The following is an 18,812-nucleotide window of genomic DNA, read 5'->3' as shown; positions in this document are numbered from 1 at the left end:
GGAGGAAATACCTATGCCTAAACAAAAAACTCATCGCGGCGCTGCAAAGCGTTTCAAAAAAACTGGATCTGGTAAACTTAAGCGTGACCACGCTTATACTAGCCATTTATTCGCTAACAAATCTACAAAAGCTAAACGTAAACTACGTAAAGCTGGTCTAGTAAGCGCTGGTGACTACAAACGTATTCGTCAAATGCTTGACAACTTAAAATAAGTTCGGTTGATATATAGAACACACTAGGAGGTAATATTATGCCAAGAGTAAAAGGTGGTACAGTTACTCGTAAACGTCGTAAAAAAATGATTAAACTAGCGAAAGGTTACTACGGTTCTAAAAATACTTTATTCAAAGTTGCTAACCAACAAGTAATGAAGTCTTTATTATATGCGTTCCGTGACCGTCGTCAAAAGAAACGTGACTTCCGTAAATTATGGATCACTCGTATTAACGCAGCTGCTCGCATGAATGGTCTTTCTTATAGCCGTTTAATGCACGGTTTAAAACTTGCTGGTATCGAAGTTAACCGCAAGATGCTTGCTGACTTAGCTGTTCATGACGAAAAAGCTTTCACTGAATTAGCAACAGTTGCAAAAAGCAACTTAAAATAATTGTTTAAAAACCTTAGAAGATTTTCTTCTAAGGTTTTTTTATTTTTAATCATTCCATAATTAGAATCGTTTTCTTTTCTTCTATTGTATTAATATGAATTTGTAAGAACTTTTTGTACCTATAACGAGAGGCGTTTACATGAAGGAAAGGAAAATTAACGGACGTGTTATGCTTAATATGAGAAAATCAGTATGAAAGTTGTAACAACATAGAAGAATATAGTAGAACATACAGTAAAAAAGTCAGAGGAGATTCCTCTGGCTTTTTTACTGTAGTTTTTATTATAAAGAAAGGAATCTTTCCTAGTGGAAATGACACTGTTATAATGGAAAGATGATATGGAAGTTTCATCATATGTAGATAATGTTTAGATGATTTAGGGACAAGCTATTTCATAAAGGGATAGGAAGCTAATTAGATAGTAAGGGGTAGGATTTTTTAGCTTACAATAAATATGAGATGAAACAACATTGTTTTATGCGATGTTGGAGGAGGAATAGAATGGACTTACTACAACTATTTAAATTACAAAAAGAATTAGATGATCGTATTGTAAAAGGGCATGACTTACAACCGAAGAAGCTATTAAAGGAAAAGATGTTAGCACTTCTTGTTGAAATTGGAGAACTTGCAAATGAAACACGTTGTTTTAAATATTGGAGCACCAAGCCAGCAGCTGAGCGTGAAGTTATACTTGAAGAATATGTAGATGGTTTGCACTTTATTTTATCGATTGGAATTGACTTAGGAATTGATAAAAACTTCTTGTTTTATAAATGTGCACAAACGAACAAAACACAAGTTGAAATTTTCTTAGACACATATGCAAAAGTGATTCGTTTTACGGACCAACCATCTATTACAAATTATATTGAACTATTTACAAGCTATCTTCGCCTTGGACAAGCTCTTGATTTTGGACAAGAAGAAATTGAAAAAGCATATTTAGATAAGAACGAAGTAAATCATCAGCGCCAAACACAAGGATATTGATTTGATTTTTGAATATTTCGATTTAATTATTGTATAATTAATTTATTGAAGAAAAAGGAGGGTATTGGTAATGACAAAATTAGACGCGACATTGACAATGTTAAAAGAATTAACAGATGCACGTGGGATCGCAGGGAATGAACGCGAACCACGTGAAGTAATGAAAAAGTATATCGAACCGTTTGCAGATGAACTTTCTACAGATAATTTAGGAAGTTTAGTTGCGAAAAAAGTTGGGGAAGAAAACGGTCCGAAAATTATGGTAGCTGGTCACTTAGATGAAGTTGGTTTCATGATTACGCAAATTGATGACAAAGGTTTCCTTCGTTTTCAAACAGTTGGTGGCTGGTGGTCACAAGTTATGCTTGCGCAGCGTGTAACAATCGTAACGCGTAAAGGTGATGTGACAGGTGTGATTGGTTCAAAACCACCGCACATTTTACCAGCGGAAGCTCGTAAAAAACCAGTTGAAATTAAAGATATGTTCATTGATATTGGTGCTTCTAGCAAAGAAGAAGCAATGGAATGGGGCGTACGACCAGGAGATCAAGTTGTACCATACTTTGAATTCCAAGTGATGAAAAATGAAAAGATGCTGCTTGCAAAAGCATGGGATAACCGCATTGGTTGTGCAATTGCAATTGATGTGTTAAAACAATTAAAAGATGAAAAGCATCCAAACGTTGTATACGGTGTTGGAACTGTTCAAGAAGAAGTAGGTCTTCGCGGTGCGAAAACATCTGCACATTATATTAAACCAGATATCGCATTTGCGGTAGATGTTGGTATTGCTGGTGATACACCAGGAGTAACAGAGAAAGAAGCGCAAAGTAAAATGGGTGACGGACCACAAATCATTTTATATGATGCATCAGTCATTGGACATACTGGGCTTCGCAATTTCGTAGTTGATGTGGCGGATGAATTAGACATTCCTTATCAATATGATTCTGTAGCTGGTGGCGGGACTGACGCAGGTGCAATTCATGTTTCAGTCAATGGTATTCCATCTATGGCAATTACGATTGCAACTCGTTATATTCATTCTCACGCAGCAATGTTACATCGTGATGATTATGAGAATGCAGTGAAGTTAATTGTAGAAGTTATCAAACGTCTTGATAAAGAGACTGTACATAATATTACATTTAACTAATAAAAAAAGCGAAGACATCTCTTCGCTTTTTTATATTTCAAAAGGTTTTTCTAATCCAGCGGCAGCGTGGGCTCCTAAAATAATTAACCTTGTTAGTTGCATTGCCATAAAGTGCGGCGAGTAAATCATACCTTTTTTTAGCCATGATATAATCATTCCAAGATGAGCACCTGTTACATAACTAATCAGAATATCGCGTGGGATCATGAGTTCTTCATCATTTGGCTGTGAAATGGATAAGCTTAACGTTAAATGTGTTTGAATTGTTTTCATCATTTTATAAAAAAAGTTTCCTGCTGCTTTTTCACCAAGCATGACGTTATAAAAGGTAGCATTTTCAGCGATGTGCTCAAATAGGGCTAGAAAAGTTGGATGAGGGGAGTTAAATATAAGCTGAAAATCTTCCTTATTATGCCTTTTGGGCCTAATTATTTCGGTAAGCTTTACTAACATTTCCTCGATACTTTTATCTAATAAGTCATATTTGTCATGATAATGGCTATAAAAGGTAGCGCGATTGACAGGAGCACGTTCAGCAATATGCTGAACTGTTACATTTTCAAATCCTTTTTCGCCTACTAAAGCGACAAAAGCATCCTGTATTAATTGTCTCGTTCGTTTCACACGTGGATCGTTTGTATTTTTAATAGACATTTTATTTCTCCTTGCTGAATTTTAACCACTTAAACAACAAATAGATAGTGAAATGTTGGATAACCAACATATATGCTCAAATTGTCGGTTGTAGATTCAAAATAATTATTTATAATTATAAACGATATTCCTTTAGAAAACAGCACCGCAAGCATGCAAACAAAGGATTGTTTTGCATAGCGAAAGGTGTGCTTTTTTTGTTTAATTGTTAATATAATTAACAATTAAACAGTATAAACAAAAGGAGTAAAAATAGTTTAGGAAAAAATTATATTCGATATAAGGAGAGGAATGCAATGAATCAGTTTCGAAGAATGGTGATTATCAACATCATCACATTAATTGTATTAGTTGGCGGCGGTATTGGCGCTTATTACTATTACAACCAAGCGGAAAACTATTTAAAAACAGATAATGCAAAGATCGATGGCAAAGTAATCCCGATTGCATCGCCAGTAGCAGGTAAGTTAACAGAATGGAAAGCTGAAGTAGGTAAGAATTACAATGAAAACGATAAATTAGGTGCTGTTTCTGTAGCGGGTCCAAATGGTGAGCAAACGGTAGATGTAACAATTCCAAAAAATGCAACAGTTGTTCAATCAAATGCAACGACAAATGCGTTTGTTGGGGCAGGTAGTCCAATTGCCTATGCATACGATATGAATGATTTATGGGTAACAGCAAATATTGAGGAAACAGATATTGATGATGTGCAAAAAGGTCAAGAAGTGGATGTGTATGTAGACGCATATCCTGATACAACATTAACAGGAAAAGTAGAGCAAGTTGGATTAACAACAGCAAATACATTCTCTATGCTTCCATCAAGTAACGCAACAGCGAACTATACAAAAGTAACACAAGTTGTACCAGTTAAAGTTTCATTAGATCATAGCAAATCAGTTAATATTGTTCCTGGAATGAATGTGACAGTTCGTATTCATAAGTAAGGGGGGAAGATAAAATGTCCTCAGGTTTAATTGTAGGATATGCAGTATTTTGTATCATCGTCTTCTTCCTTGTAAATCGTCTTTTAAGAAAGAAAAAACCGAACGTGGGAGAAGAACAAGTCCCAGCCGTAAATAAGATAGAAACAAAGCAATTAGAGCAAGAACCTTCTAATGTAGTCGAATTAGAAGCATCGAAACAAGAAGCACCAAAGCAAGAAAGAGCGAAACAGCAAATGCCGATAGCAGATGTTAATGTAAAAGCAGTGGTAGCGGTATTAATTCTTGGTATGTTCGTGTCTATTTTAAATCAAACGATCATTAATGTTGCATTGCCTCCATTAATGAATGAGTTCAATGTATCAACTTCAACAGCTCAGTGGTTAATCACAGGATTTATGCTTGTGAACGGGATTTTAGTGCCAATTAGTGCATTTTTAGTTTCTCGGTTCACGTATCGCAAGCTATTTGTAGCAGCGATGTTGTTCTTTACGGTAGGATCTATCATTTGCGCTACATCTGGAAACTTCACAATGATGATGACCGGACGCGTAATCCAAGCAGTGGGTGCAGGGATTTTAATGCCAGTTGGTATGAACATTTTCATGACGCTATTCCCGCCTCATAAACGTGGAGCCGCGATGGGATTACTTGGAGTGGCAATGATTTTAGCACCAGCTATCGGACCAACTGTAACAGGTTGGGTGATTGAAAATTATAGCTGGAACTTAATGTTCTATGCGATGTTTGCCATTGGTTTAATCATTACATTCCTATCTTTAAAATTCTTTACATTAGCTCAGCCAGTTTCTAAAACGAAGCTAGATGTATTTGGTGTTATTAGTTCAAGTATCGGGCTGGGTAGCTTACTGTATGGATTCAGTGAAGCTGGAAATAACAGCTGGAGCAGTGCAGAAGTTGTTATTTCACTTATTATCGGTGTCATTGGTATAGTGGTATTTATTTGGAGAGAGATGACAACGGATAATAAGATGCTTGATTTACAAGTGTTTAAATATCCAACATTCACTTTCACATTATTAATTAATGCAATCGTAACGATGGCACTATTCGGAGGTATGTTATTACTTCCAGTCTACTTGCAAAACATTCGTGGCTTTACGCCAATCGAATCGGGTTTATTACTTCTTCCAGGATCATTAATTATGGGGATTATGGGACCAGTTGCAGGGAAGTTATTTGATAAATACGGCATTCGTCCCCTGGCGATTGTTGGATTAGCGATTACGACATTCGCGACATATGAATTTACAAAGTTATCGATGGATACACCATATAGCGTTATTATGATGGATTATATTATACGTTCAATTGGTATGTCATTCATTATGATGCCGATTATGACAGCGGGTATGAACGCACTGCCGATGAAATTAATTTCTCACGGTACAGCAACGCAAAATACATCAAGACAAGTAGCGGGTTCAATTGGTACAGCAATCTTAATTACAATTATGACGCAACAAACAACGAATCACGTTGCAGATTACGGAAATATGATAACAAAAACAAATCCAATTTTAGTTGATAAAGTACATGGAATGGGACAGAGCTTAGCATCCGTGGCTGGATCAGCACAAGCAGGAGATGCGATGAGCTCGCAACTATTATTTGGACAAATTTCGAAGTTGTCTGCGATTAACGGCATTAATGACGCTTTCTTAATCGCAACAATATTAGCGGGTATTGCCTGGGTGTTATCACTATTCTTACCATCAGGAAATAAACCAAATCGAAAAGCAGAGAATTAATTTTCTCTGCTTTTTTTCTTACATTGATGGACATATGCCCATCAATGTAAGAAAAATTAAATCCCCTATACGTATTAGCTGAAGAAATTACGTGTTCCCTAAAACGAAAAAATAAACTGAAAAATGGCTGTAAATCTATTGAAGTCAAATGATAAACTAAAAATATATTTTTACATACAAATTTTTAATAGAATGATCCGACTTAATTTAACTCTAAAAAATCGGGAAATATATTTCTGCTTCATCCACAATGTATTTGAAGGGAATGATGAAATTTGGATTGGTTAGACAGAATCAATAGGGCAATGAATTATATCGAACAAAATTTATCAAGTGAAATAAATGCTAAAGAAGTAGCAAAGTTGGCTTGCTGCTCTGAGTATCATTTTCCAAGGATGTTTTCATCTATAACAGGTTTAACTTTATCAGAATATATCAGGCGGAGACGTCTATCGCAGGCGGCATTTGAACTGCAAAATAACACAGTTGTTCGCATCATTGATCTTGCACTTAAGTATGGGTATGATTCTCCAGATGCTTTTAGTCGCGCTTTTAAGAGTCTTCATGGGGTCACTCCGACAGAGGCGCGTAGTAACGGGATCGAATTAAAGGCCTTTCCGAGAATTTCCTTTCAAATTACGATTAAAGGGGATGTAGAAATGGATTATAGAATTGAAGTGCTAGATTTTGAGATTGAGATCGTAGGAGTGAAACAAAAAGTCGTTACAAAGAATGCTTCCAATATAATTCCTACATTATGGGAAGAAGCGAATAAGAATGGATTACTGCAACGACTCGTAGACATGTCATGGGAAAATCCACAATGCAAATTAGAAGGGATTTTAGGTGTATGTGGAAAACAAGCCGCCATTACAGATGAAGAATTTGATTATTTTATGGGATGTCGTTATAAGGGGGAATTCACTGGCGATATGGAGAAAATAGTGATGCCGAAAAGTACATGGGTTGTTTTTCCAAATGTTGCTGCTGCTTGGGAGCGTCTATACACGGAATGGTTACCTACTTCAGGATACGAATTGGCAGACTTTCCTTGCATTGAAAATTATTTAGCACCTGATAGAGAGCCAAATAGTGAGCTTTGGGTTCCTATACTTAAGAATGAATAAATTTTAGGGATATGATGATTGAATTGCTTAATACCAGTTGTCTATTTTCTATTATTTTATAATTGATGCGTATATCATATATAGAGTAACGAAACCGTCCAATTTCTCAGCGTTTAAATTGAGAGATTGGGCTTTTTATCATGGCATTTCTTAACTCATGTAAATGCAGTGTAATACAAGAACAGGCAGAAAATAGATTGTCGAAAAGTGTTAAAAGATGAGGTGTTTGAACTTGTTGTAAAATAACAAAAGAGGTATCGCTGAGCAGCGATACCGTTTCTTTATAAAAGTGCCAGTGTATTGTTCATCATATGAAACAAAATAGCTGGAATGATTGAATTCGTCTTCTTACATAAAACAGCCATGAATAGTCCCATAATGAATGTAGTAACCATAACACCTAATGAATATGTATGGCCTATTCCAAAGAGGAAACTAGAGCCGATTGCAGCTACCCAAAATGGGAAACGCTGCTGAAAGAAATGAAGGATAATGCCGCGGCAGATGAGCTCTTCGAAAATGGGGATAAATACAGCACTTCCTAGCAGTAATAAGAGTTTATACTGTTTTAACACCTCCAAATTTAAAGCGGAGGATTGTTCCTTTGTTGCATCAGGAAATAGGTGCATAAGTATAAATGAATTAATAACAATACTTAGTCCAAAGAAAAGAAATAAGTATATATATGTACTAACCTTTTTGAGTGCTTTGAAGTTAATCGCTGGAACAATCAAGTTTCTTAGCGGTTCGTATTTGTAAATAAATAACAATAAAATTCCTAATAGTAATAATGAGTTTCCGGTATCTTGAATGGATGTGATTAAGGTGATTTGTTTTTGATCAGTAACCTCTTCGGAATAAATAAGAACTGGAAGGCCTATGAAAAGTTCGGATATGAGCCTTGTCCCATAGAAAGCAAACAAAAAAGACCCAATAAATTGTCCCCATGACATGGAGTATTGCTGATTGTACGTAAGCTGTGTTGTTGATTGCATATATTGAATCCTCTCTTTTATTTATATATATGATTATACACACATAATATAAAACTGTCATTTCTGAATATTACATATATATAAGTGTTGAGTTAAATATTAGTAAGAAATATATAAATTTTGATAGAAATAGATAATGAGAAAACGAATGAATAAGTGTAGGGTGTATGAGAAAGGAGATATAAAATAATAAAAAGAGGTATCGCCACGTAGTGATACCTCTTTTGTGAGTTCATTCACTTTGATTAACAAATGTGTTCACCTCTTTTATTTACAGTAATATGAGCAGAGGATGTCGATTGTTGAGTTTGTAATTCGCGATCTACCATTTTGTCTAATTGCTGAATTGCTTTCAATGCTTTTTCATAAGAAATTGTCCGGTAGTGATGCGCTCCGCCTGGCTCTTCATCTGCTTCGTCCGCCCACTTAATAATATTTTGTAGAGGTGTTCTTTCAATTGTTTGTTCTACTAGAAAAGAATCGGTATGCAGGAGAATAGCAACAGAAATTTCCTTTGCTTGCTTCGGGTGTTCCCCTAATCGGATTAATAATTTATGAGCTCTTTCTGCTCCTTTAATCGCATGTATATCATTCTTTTTATACAATTCATAGTCCCATTCTCCGCCTGTGTACCATGTATGATGTCCTATGTCATGAAGAAAACCAGCCTTTGTTGCCGCATCGACTGAGGCGTGGTGCTTTTTGGCTAAGTGAAACGCATGGTAAGCGACGGCAATCGCATGGACCATTCCAGAACGGTTTACGTATTTTTGTGTAATATGATGTTTGAAAATTTGTTCAAGCGTAATACGGTGCATAAAACATTCACTCCTTTTATCTATTGATGTATATAAAGAAAATCGATAGGTTTAAATGTATTTTGAACATTGTACTCCATCACGTTATGTTAGTAAAGTAGAAATGTTTAGGAGAGGAGAATTTATTGTGAACATAAAAGTCACCTTAGATGATGCTAAGGTGACTTCCTACTGCTTATTTTTTTAATCCTTGCTCAAGTGTTTCTAACATCTCATGTTTTCCATTTTCGTCGGCATTTTGCCAAATGACTTCAAATAAAACCCCAAGACCTGGAAGCATTTTTTCTTCACCACTTTGAATTGCTTCTACAATTGTCTCTTGTAACTCGCCTTGCGTATTTCCTGCAACGTTTGCTAATACGGCACCGCGTAGATTAAAGTTCATTCTTTTCACCTCTTCTTCTGAATTGAAACTGACGTTAGTTTTTGTTCTTTTTTATGTAAATATGTATGAAAAATAGGCTATAATGAGAAGACAAGAAGAGAGGGAATACATAGAATGAAAAACATTGATTCAGTACAAAATCCGCGTGTAAAGCAGTGGAAAAAGCTGCAGACGAAAAAAGAGCGCGATAAAAAAGGGTTATTCTTTGTAGAAGGATTCCACTTAGTGGAGGAAGCTTTAAAGGCAGGAATTATTACAGAACTTATTGTTTCAGATCAAACAGACCTTCCGAAAGATTGGACGGTTACTGACGTTGAAATGTATATTGTACCTGAAGCGATTGTAAAGGTACTTCGCGAGACAGAAACGACACAAGGTGTATTTGCGGTTTGTGAGAAGCATGAGAAAGAAGTAGATCTTACAGATGGGAAATTTCTATTATTAGATAGCTTGCAAGACCCAGGTAATTTAGGAACGATTATTCGTACAGCAGATGCAGCTGGTATTCATGCCGTTGTACTTGGAGAAGGCTGTGTGGACGCCTATAATAGTAAAGTGCTTCGTTCTACACAAGGTTCTATTTTCCATTTACCGATTGTAAAAGGAAACTTAGAAGAATGGATAGATAAGCTAAAAGAGAAGAATGTTCCTGTATACGGAACAGCTCTGGAAAATGGAGTTCCTTATGGAGAAGTGACACCGACAGGAAGTTTTGCATTAATTGTAGGAAACGAAGGAAATGGTGTACGCCAAGAAATTCTTACAAAATGTGATCAAAACTTGTATATTCCAATTTACGGCGGGGCAGAATCATTAAACGTTGCGGTTGCTGCGGGGATTTTAACGTATTATTTACAAAGCCCGGTTGCGAATCGATAAAAAACTTCTTATAATAAATTGAAGTACATGTTCATGATGTACATATAATAAAAGTAAAATAATGAAAAACGTTGATAGAGAAGAGTAGCTTGCAAAATCGCCATATAGGGAGAGAGTGCCGTAGACTGAAAGCATTCTTATGGTAGACGGAAGTGAATTCACCTCTGGAGTTGACGCCAGGACCATTGATATGTAAAGGCGTTCCGGTCAAAGCTGACCGTTATAACAATTAAGTGGGCAGACTTGTTCTGTCAATTTAGGGTGGTACCGCGAATTTACCTCGTCCCTTTTTGGGAGCGAGGTTTTTTTATTTTTAACATTAGGAGGGTTCCAAATGGAAGCACGTTTAAAAGAGCTAAAGCAAAAAGCGTTAGAGCTGATTGAAGAAGCGAAAGAGCTAAAGGGCTTAAATGATGTACGCGTAGCGTATTTAGGAAAAAAAGGTCCAATTACAGAAGTATTACGCGGCATGGGGAAAATATCTCCAGAAGAGCGTCCACGTATGGGAGCATTAGTAAATGAAGTGCGTGAAGCAATTCAAACACGTTTAGAAGACAAAATTAACCACTTAGAAAAAGCAGTAATTGAAGCAAAATTAGCATCTGAAACAATTGATGTTACATTACCAGGTCGTCCTGTAGAAACAGGTTGTCATCATCCATTAACAGCTGTTGTTGAACAAATTGAAGATGTATTTATCGGTATGGGTTATGAAGTAGCGGAAGGAACAGAAGTAGAGAAAGATTACTACAATTTCGAAGCATTAAACTTACCGAAAGATCACCCAGCTCGTGATATGCAAGATACATTCTACATTACAGAAGAAACGTTACTACGTACACATACATCTTCTGTGCAAGCAAGAACGATGGAAAACAATACAGAAAAAGGTCCAATTAAAATTATTTGCCCTGGTAAAGTGTATCGCCGCGATGATGATGATGCGACGCATTCTCATCAGTTCATGCAAATTGAAGGTCTTGTAATTGATAAAAATATTCGTATGAGTGATTTAAAAGGTACACTGCAAGTATTTGTGAAAAAGATGTTCGGTGAAGATCGTGAAATTCGTCTTCGTCCAAGTTTCTTCCCATTCACAGAACCATCTGTTGAGATGGATATTTCTTGTATGATGTGTCATGGTAAAGGTTGCGGCACTTGTAAGGGAACTGGCTGGATTGAAATTTTAGGTGCAGGTATGGTTCATCCAAACGTGCTTGAAATGGCTGGCTATGATTCAAAAGAATATCAAGGATTCGCATTCGGTATGGGTGCAGAGCGTATCGCAATGTTAAAATACGGCGTTGATGACATTCGTCATTTCTATACAAACGATGTACGTTTCTTACAACAATTCAAACGAGCGTAAGGGAAGGAGAGGATAAATATGTTCGTATCATATCGTTGGTTACAAGAGTATGTAGATATTAAAGATGTAACAGCACAAGAACTAGCAGACAAAATCACGAAAAGTGGTATTGAAGTAGAAGGCGTTGAAGTATTAAATAAAGGTGTAAAAGGTGTTGTAGTTGGTCACGTATTAGAATGTGAAAAGCACCCAGAAGCTGATAAATTAAGCAAATGTCTTATTGACATCGGTGAAGAAGAGCCAGTACAAATCATTTGCGGTGCTCCTAACATTGCAAAAGGTTTAAAAGTACCAGTTGCAAAAGTTGGCGCTGTTCTTCCTGGTAACTTCAAAATTAAAAAGGCAAAACTACGCGGTGAAGCTTCTCACGGTATGGTTTGTGCATTGCAAGAACTTGGCATTGACGGGAAACTAGTTGCGAAAGAATATGCAGACGGTATCTTCATCTTCCCAAGTGACGCTGAAGTTGGCGCAGATGCACTTGAAATCTTAAACTTACATGATGAAGTATTAGAACTTGGTTTAACGCCAAACCGTGCTGATTGCTTAAATATGTTAGGTGTTGCATATGAAGTGGCTGCTATTTATGGCCGTGAAGTGAAACTTCCAGCTATCAACTTACAAGAATCAACTGAAAAAACAGCTGATTACATTTCTGTAAGTGTAGAAGCGAAAGAAGAAAATCCATTATACATTGCGAAAATGGTTAAGAACGTAAAGATTGGTCCATCACCAATGTGGATGCAAACTCGCCTTATGGCAGCTGGTATTCGTCCAATTAGTAATGTAGTTGATATTACAAACTACATTTTAATGGAATACGGTCAACCATTACACGCGTTTGACTATGATAAATTAGGTTCAAAAGAAATCGTTGTTCGTCTTGCGAAAGAAAGCGAAAAGATTCAAACATTAGATGATCAAGAGCGTACATTACAGAACCACCACCTTGTTATTACAAATGGTGAAAAAGCTTTAGCTGTTGCTGGTGTAATGGGTGGAGCTGATTCTGAGGTTACAAATGATACAGTAAACGTTCTAATTGAGTCTGCATACTTTGCAGGTCAAACAGTGCGCCGTACATCAAAAGATTTAGGTCTACGTAGTGAATCAAGTGCACGTTTCGAAAAAGGAATCGATCCAACACGTACATTTGAAGCAATTCAACATGCAGCAGCTTTAATGGCGAAATATGCTGGTGGCGAAGCGCTTGAAGGTGTAGTAGAAGTTGATAACTTACAAGTGCAAGAACGTACGGTATCAGTTACAACTGAAAAAGTAAACCGTGTATTAGGAACAGAAATCACTGCTAGTGAAATGGGTACAATCTTTACAAACTTGAAGTTCCCATTTACAGAAGTAGAAGGGACATTCCATGTGAACGTACCAGTACGTCGCCCTGATATTACAATTGCAGAAGACTTAGTAGAAGAAGTAGGTCGTCTGTACGGTTATGATCATATTCCAGTTACATTACCAACTGGTACAATGACACGTGGTAAATTAACAGTAGCACAAACAAAACGTCGTAAAGCACGTCGTTACTTAGAAGGTGCTGGTTTATATGAAGCAATTACGTATTCATTAACAAGTGCCGATAAAGCGAAACAATATATGGTTGAGCCAAACGAACAATCTCCTGTAAATCTTGCACTTCCAATGAGTGAAGAGCGCAGTCAACTTCGTTTAAGCTTAGTACCACAATTGTTAGAAGCAGTTTCATATAATAACGCTCGTAAAAATGACAGTGTTGCATTATATGAAGTAGGTTCTATTTTCTTACCAACAGCAGAAGGCGAGCTTCCGAAAGAAGAACAACATCTTGCTGGTGTTATGACAGGTCTTGCTCTTCATCATGCATGGCAAGGTGAGAAGAAAGTTGTAGACTTCTTCGTTGCAAAAGGTGTGTTAGAAGGATTATTCGACGTACTTGGCGTTGCAAGCAGCATCACATATGCTCCTGCAAAACGTGAAGGCATGCACCCAGGACGTACAGCTGATATCTTACTAGATGGAGAAGTGATTGGTTTCATCGGTCAATTACACCCAGAAACGCAAAAACAATTAGATGTGAAAGATACATTCGTATTTGAATTATCTCTTGTAAAAGTATTCGGTGCAGACGTAGAAGAAACTTACTACTCAGCAATTCCACGTTTCCCATCTATGACACGTGATATGGCGGTTGTAGTGGCTAAGGAAGTAAAAGCTGGCGAAATGAAGCAAGTAATTGCGGAAGCAGGCGGAGAACTTCTAAAAGAAGTAACACTATTCGACTTATACGAAGGTGAAAAAATGGAAGAAGGCAAGAAATCACTTGCATTCTCTATGAACTACTTTGATCCAGAACGTACATTAACAGACGAAGAAGTAACAGAAGCACATAACCATGTATTAACAGCGGTAGAAGAGAAATTTGGTGCGGAGTTACGTAAGTAAAAAAGCAGCCTTGTGGCTCATAGCCATCAAGTTAAAGTTATGTATAATTTTTACCAAAAACAGCTACCCTTTCATGGAGTATCCATGAAAGGGTAGCTGTTTTTATGGAAGAATTACAATTATTAATTCAGGAATTAAAGAATACATTTTCACTTTCATTTTTAGAATCATTTGCACATAGGGCAGGAATGATTCGACATAAAAGAAAATGTAAAGCGCAGGATATCGTTTCTTTATGTGTCTTTTTAAGTAAAACAGTTGAAACAGAATCTTTCGCGAGGTTATTTCATCAAAATATTTGTTCAATTCCATCGATAGGAGATGATTTCAAACGAATTCGAATCCTAGACTCTACTATGTTTCAACTTCCCCATCACTAATAATTTAAGTGTTAACAGGAAAAAAGAAGGTAAACCTAAAAGGTACAGAAAATACGAAACTCTCAAATCAAGAGGATAGCTAAATAGTTACATTTTTTCATTTGAATATCCCAACTTTTTATTTTCCATGTTATGATAGATATGTTAATGAATTGAAGGGGTGGTTTTATGAAGTTTGGGAAAATGGGATTAGTTGTTGCGGCAAGTTTAAGTCTTTTCGCTTTATCTGCGTGTGGAAAATCTGCAAAAGAAACAGTTGTTTCTTCAACAGAAAGCATTTTAAACGCAAAGCAAATGGAATCAAGCAGTTCAATTTCTTTTAAATTCGATTCTAATGCGAAAGATATGAAAAGAGAAGATAAAGTGGCAATGGATATGTTAAAAAACATATCAGTTACAGTTGATTCAAAAACAGATAAAGATGCAAAAAAAGACGAAGTAACAATTGGTGCAAAGGTTAAAACAGATGCAATGAAAATGGATATATCGATTCCAATGTTTATGGATGAAGGGAAAGAGGCTTTATATGTAAAAGCGAATAATGTAAAATCACTATTACAATTAGCTGGCGTTCCTGGTGATAGTTTTTCTACTCTAGAAGGAAAAGTTATCAAAATGGATATGAAAGATTTAGGAGAAGTAGATACAAAAGAATCTGCGAAAATCCAAGAGAAAGTACAAAAATCGTTATTAGATGCAATCAAAGCGCTTCCTGAAGACAAATTTACAAACGAAAAAGATGTATACACTGTGAAATTAACAGGTAAAGATTTAAAAACAGTGATTGAAAAGCTATTTGATGAAATTTCTACAATGAAAAATTTCACTGGAACAAAACAAGAAATTGCAGACTTTAAGAAAGAATTGAAAGATGCAAATCTTGATAAATCTTCTATTTCTTTAATTTATACAATGGATGGAAAAACAATTAAAAAACAGGATGCAGCAATTCATGTCGAAGCAAAAAATCCTGAGAACGAAAAAGAAACAATTAAATTTGATATGAATATTAAATCTGATATCAAATCGATCGATAAACCAATCAAATTCACATTCGATACTTCTGAAAAGAACATTGTTCCAATGGATGAGTTACAAAAAATGATTGGTGAATTTATGAATCAATCCATGAGTGGCGGGAAAGTAACTCCTGTTCAACCAGCTCCAACGGAACCTGCAGCATAAAAAATCCTTAAGGGGCATAGCTATCAAGTTAACAAAAATAAACCAGATGCTGAAAAGCATCTGGTTTATTTTTGCCTGAGTGTGTAGAAAAAGTCGTAGTTAGTTTAAATGAATTAAATGAACAATACGATTTTTTCATTGAGACATTAGAAAGAGAAGAATTATCTGAATTTATTGTAGAAGTAGAAGAAGACATAACCGAAGAATGGAGAGAGTGGTAAGGTTCACTTTATCAACAGGACGCCTTGCATCTTTCCCTCGAATGTAGTACATTAATTTTAGTTTAACAAAACGAAAAACGATGATAAGGAAAAGTAGTATATACTATAATCCAAAGCGAGTCAGGGACGGTGAGAGCCTGATGAGGCGGTATATGTGAAGAACACCTTGGAGTTGCTAACCGAAATTGAAACTTGTATTCAAGAGTAGACTTAGACGGGAATCCGGCCTGTTACAAACCGGGAAGTATGTAAATACATACGAGTTAAAGTTGGTCTTTATGACAAATTGGGTGGTACCGCGAAGTTTAACCTTTCGTCCCTTTATGGATGAAAGGTTTTTTTGTATTCAAATATATCAGCAAAGGAGAATTTCACTATGGAAAACACATTAGTAAAAAGTCTGTATAGAGATACAGATAAATACGCAGGTCAAACAGTACAAGTATCAGGGTGGATTCGTAACTTACGTGATTCAAAAGCATTTGGTTTCATCGAATTAAACGACGGTAGCTTCTTCAAAAGCGTTCAAATCGTTTTCGATACAGAATTAGATAACTTCAAAGAAATTGCGAAACTTCCACTTAGCTCTTCAGTTAAAGTAGAGGGTAAAGTAATTGCAACACCTGGAGCAAAGCAACCATTTGAAATTAAAGCAGAAAAAATTGATATCGAGGGCTTATCAGATTCTGATTACCCACTTCAAAAGAAGCGTCACACGTTTGAATACTTACGTACAATCGCTCACTTACGTCCAAGAACAAATGCATTCTCTGCAACGTTCCGCGTGCGTTCTATCGCAGCGTTTGCGATTCACCAATTCTTCCAAGAGCGTGGATTCGTACACGTTCATACACCAATTATCACGGGTAGTGATACAGAAGGTGCAGGCGAAATGTTCCGCGTAACAACGCAAGATTTAAACAATATACCTAAAGGTGAAGACGGACAAGTTGACGAATCAAAAGACTTCTTCGGTAAAGAAACAAACTTAACGGTAAGTGGACAGCTGAATGCTGAAGCTTATGCATTAGCGTTCCGTGATGTATACACATTCGGACCTACATTCCGTGCTGAAAACTCAAACACAACTCGTCACGCAGCTGAGTTCTGGATGGTTGAGCCTGAGATTGCATTCGCTGAATTAGGTGATGTAATGAACCTTACAGAAGATATGCTGAAATATGCAATGAAATACGTATTAGAGCATGCACCAGAAGAAATGGAATTCTTCAACAGCTTTGTTGATAAAACAGTTCTTGAGCGCATGAACAACGTAATCAACTCTGACTTTGGCCGCATCACATACACAGAAGCAATTAAAGTACTTCAAGAATCAGGTGCTGACTTCAAATACCCAGTAGAATGGGGCATTGACTTACAAACAGAGCACGAAAGATACTTATCAGAAGAAATCTTTAAACGCCCTGTATTCGTAACTGATTATCCGAAAGACATTAAAGCATTCTACATGCGCTTGAACGAAGATGGAAAAACAGTAGCTGCTACCGACCTTCTCGTTCCTGGCATCGGCGAATTAATCGGCGGAAGTCAACGTGAAGAAAGAATGGATGTTTTAACAGACAGAATTAAAGAATTAGGCATGAACGAAGAAGACTACTGGTGGTACTTAGAACTTAGAAAATACGGCGGTACAAAACACGCTGGATTCGGCCTTGGTTTCGAGCGCTTCCTAATGTACATCACTGGCATGGCTAACATTCGTGACGTCATTCCATTCCCAAGAACTCCAGGTTCTTCGGAGTTTTAATATAACAAAAAAGTGAGAGCAATTGCTCTTGCTTTTTTTATTTAGAAGAGGATGGAACTAGATTCGAAATCTTATCAAGTATTTTGAGCTAGGATAAAAAATGTTGTTCATAGTTCTCTTTCCATTTCATATATAGTAAAACGAATGAATCATTTATGGAAATTGGGAGAGGGGTTTTGGGAAAATGGGGGTAATTAATAGGTGTGCAGAGTGGACAGTGCGTGACAAGTATGTAGTCATCACGGGAGCGACAAGTGGGATTGGGCTAGCGGCGGCTAAGGTACTTGCGGAACGCGGTGCAAGGCTAGGGATTATTGCACGAAACGAAGCGAAAGCAAATGATATTGTGACTCAAATTAAGGGTTCAACGAATGGTAATGCAGTGGTAGATATATTTCTAGCTGATATGGCTTCTCAGAAGTCAATACATCAAGTAGCTACTGACATTCTAGAGAAGTGCCCTAGAATAGATATATTAGTTAATAATGCTGGTGCTTTATTTCAAACAAGGCAAATTACGGAGGACGGCTTGGAGATGACCTGGGCGGTTAATCATTTAGCTCCATTCCTACTTACTAATTTGCTACTTGGCCGTTTAAAGGAAAGTGCCCCCGCTCGCGTTATCACTACCGCATCTCATGGTCACAAAATGGCTAAAAAAGGAATCGATTTTAATGATTTAGATGCAGAAAAACTTTATCGTGGTGTTAAGAAATTAATGGGGGGTCCTACGATGCGTTATGGGCAAACCAAATTAGCTAACATCTTATTTACCTCTGAGTTGGCACGGCGACTAGAGGGGACAGGTGTCATAGCTTCCTGCTTCGATCCAGGACTTGTAGCCACGAATTTCAACCAGGATAATGGTCTCTCGGCTCGCTTAACTATGGCAGTAATGAAACCTTTCTCTCGCACACCTGAGGAAGGAGCTGAAACTTTAGTATGGCTAGCAGAAACAACTGACATTATCGATCATAGTGGTTATTATTATGCTAATGGGCAAGTGGAAAGGCCATCTGAGGTTGCATTGGATATGGATGCCGCAAAGCGTCTATGGGATATTAGTGAAGAGCAAACTCATCTCTTAGGAAAGTAAAATTAGCGTTAATAGAAG

18 protein-coding genes, 1 pseudogene and 2 other annotated features are annotated in these 18,812 nt (G+C 36.8%); of the genes and pseudogenes, 15 read left to right on the top strand and 4 right to left on the bottom strand.

What is annotated here, in order from left to right; translation table 11 throughout:
* Positions 1–13 precede the first annotated feature (13 nt).
* The 4 genes from rpmI to M014_RS0122015 all read left to right on the top strand — a co-directional run bounded on the left by rpmI (position 14) and on the right by M014_RS0122015 (position 2,759).
* Positions 14–214: a 50S ribosomal protein L35 gene (rpmI, locus tag M014_RS0122030; RefSeq protein ID WP_012095718.1), complete on the top strand. Its 201-nt coding sequence runs from the start codon at positions 14–16 to the stop codon at positions 212–214.
* A 38-nt stretch (positions 215–252) separates the two neighbouring features.
* Positions 253–609 (top strand): 50S ribosomal protein L20, encoded by a 357-nt coding sequence (gene rplT, locus M014_RS0122025; RefSeq protein WP_026593617.1) that lies wholly within the window; start codon positions 253–255, stop codon positions 607–609.
* A 502-nt stretch (positions 610–1,111) separates the two neighbouring features.
* Positions 1,112–1,603 carry a dUTP diphosphatase gene (locus M014_RS0122020; protein WP_026593616.1) on the top strand — a complete coding sequence of 164 codons (492 nt, stop codon included), beginning with the start codon at positions 1,112–1,114 and terminating at the stop codon, positions 1,601–1,603.
* A gap of 70 nt (positions 1,604–1,673) precedes the next feature.
* Positions 1,674–2,759, top strand: a complete 1,086-nt coding sequence (locus tag M014_RS0122015) for a M42 family metallopeptidase (RefSeq protein WP_026593615.1) — start codon at positions 1,674–1,676, stop codon at positions 2,757–2,759.
* Positions 2,760–2,789: 30 nt separating this feature from the next.
* Here the strand turns inward: M014_RS0122015 and M014_RS0122010 are convergent, their stop codons facing one another.
* Complete coding sequence (locus M014_RS0122010) at positions 2,790–3,413, bottom strand: TetR/AcrR family transcriptional regulator (protein WP_026593614.1); 624 nt, start codon at positions 3,411–3,413, stop codon at positions 2,790–2,792.
* 296 nt (positions 3,414–3,709) lie between these two features.
* On the opposite strand from M014_RS0122010, the gene M014_RS0122005 reads away from it, so the two are divergent.
* From M014_RS0122005 to M014_RS0121995, 3 genes are all read left to right on the top strand, one after another.
* Positions 3,710–4,363, top strand: a complete 654-nt coding sequence (locus M014_RS0122005; protein ID WP_026593613.1) for an HlyD family secretion protein — start codon at positions 3,710–3,712, stop codon at positions 4,361–4,363.
* A 14-nt stretch (positions 4,364–4,377) separates the two neighbouring features.
* Positions 4,378–6,132, top strand: a complete 1,755-nt coding sequence (locus tag M014_RS0122000) for a DHA2 family efflux MFS transporter permease subunit (protein ID WP_026593612.1) — start codon at positions 4,378–4,380, stop codon at positions 6,130–6,132.
* 275 nt (positions 6,133–6,407) lie between these two features.
* Positions 6,408–7,259 carry an AraC family transcriptional regulator gene (locus tag M014_RS0121995; protein WP_026593611.1) on the top strand — a complete coding sequence of 284 codons (852 nt, stop codon included), beginning with the start codon at positions 6,408–6,410 and terminating at the stop codon, positions 7,257–7,259.
* A 281-nt stretch (positions 7,260–7,540) separates the two neighbouring features.
* Here the strand turns inward: M014_RS0121995 and M014_RS0121990 are convergent, their stop codons facing one another.
* The 3 genes from M014_RS0121990 to sspI all read right to left on the bottom strand — a co-directional run bounded on the left by M014_RS0121990 (position 7,541) and on the right by sspI (position 9,457).
* Positions 7,541–8,254, bottom strand: coding sequence for a CPBP family intramembrane glutamic endopeptidase (locus M014_RS0121990; protein WP_026593610.1), 714 nt, complete (start codon positions 8,252–8,254; stop codon positions 7,541–7,543).
* 245 nt (positions 8,255–8,499) lie between these two features.
* Entirely contained in the window at positions 8,500–9,072 is a 573-nt protein-coding gene (locus M014_RS0121985) for an HD domain-containing protein (RefSeq protein WP_026593609.1), read from the bottom strand.
* Between the two features lie 175 nt (positions 9,073–9,247).
* Positions 9,248–9,457 carry a small acid-soluble spore protein SspI gene (gene sspI / locus M014_RS0121980; RefSeq protein ID WP_017153966.1) on the bottom strand — a complete coding sequence of 70 codons (210 nt, stop codon included), beginning with the start codon at positions 9,455–9,457 and terminating at the stop codon, positions 9,248–9,250.
* Between the two features lie 114 nt (positions 9,458–9,571).
* Here sspI and M014_RS0121975 point away from each other — a divergent pair, with 114 nt between their 5' ends.
* From M014_RS0121975 to M014_RS0121940, 8 genes and pseudogenes are all read left to right on the top strand, one after another.
* Complete coding sequence (locus M014_RS0121975; RefSeq protein ID WP_026593608.1) at positions 9,572–10,336, top strand: TrmH family RNA methyltransferase; 765 nt, start codon at positions 9,572–9,574, stop codon at positions 10,334–10,336.
* Positions 10,337–10,398: 62 nt separating this feature from the next.
* Positions 10,399–10,627, top strand: a binding site (T-box leader).
* A gap of 43 nt (positions 10,628–10,670) precedes the next feature.
* Positions 10,671–11,705, top strand: a complete 1,035-nt coding sequence (pheS, locus tag M014_RS0121970) for a phenylalanine--tRNA ligase subunit alpha (protein ID WP_026593607.1) — start codon at positions 10,671–10,673, stop codon at positions 11,703–11,705.
* A gap of 18 nt (positions 11,706–11,723) precedes the next feature.
* A complete protein-coding gene (gene pheT / locus M014_RS0121965; RefSeq protein WP_026593606.1) occupies positions 11,724–14,144 on the top strand; it encodes a phenylalanine--tRNA ligase subunit beta in 2,421 nt (806 codons plus the stop codon).
* A gap of 104 nt (positions 14,145–14,248) precedes the next feature.
* Positions 14,249–14,521, top strand: a pseudogene (locus tag M014_RS27410) (IS4 family transposase); the annotation flags it as partial.
* 171 nt (positions 14,522–14,692) lie between these two features.
* Positions 14,693–15,709, top strand: coding sequence for a hypothetical protein (locus M014_RS0121955; protein ID WP_026593605.1), 1,017 nt, complete (start codon positions 14,693–14,695; stop codon positions 15,707–15,709).
* A gap of 71 nt (positions 15,710–15,780) precedes the next feature.
* Positions 15,781–15,930 (top strand): hypothetical protein, encoded by a 150-nt coding sequence (locus M014_RS29790; protein ID WP_197030417.1) that lies wholly within the window; start codon positions 15,781–15,783, stop codon positions 15,928–15,930.
* 71 nt (positions 15,931–16,001) lie between these two features.
* Positions 16,002–16,254 (top strand) — a binding site (T-box leader).
* 52 nt (positions 16,255–16,306) lie between these two features.
* Positions 16,307–17,698, top strand: coding sequence for an asparagine--tRNA ligase (asnS, locus tag M014_RS0121945; protein ID WP_026593604.1), 1,392 nt, complete (start codon positions 16,307–16,309; stop codon positions 17,696–17,698).
* A gap of 184 nt (positions 17,699–17,882) precedes the next feature.
* A complete protein-coding gene (locus tag M014_RS0121940) occupies positions 17,883–18,794 on the top strand; it encodes an SDR family oxidoreductase (RefSeq protein ID WP_026593603.1) in 912 nt (303 codons plus the stop codon).
* Positions 18,795–18,812: the final 18 nt, after the last annotated feature.

This window comes from Bacillus sp. UNC437CL72CviS29, assembly GCF_000482345.1.
Taxonomy (GTDB): Bacteria; Bacillota; Bacilli; order Bacillales; family Bacillaceae_G; genus Bacillus_A; species Bacillus_A arachidis.
The sequence above is the reverse complement of the archived record's forward strand: the minus strand, read 5'-3'. Positions and strand labels throughout refer to the sequence as shown.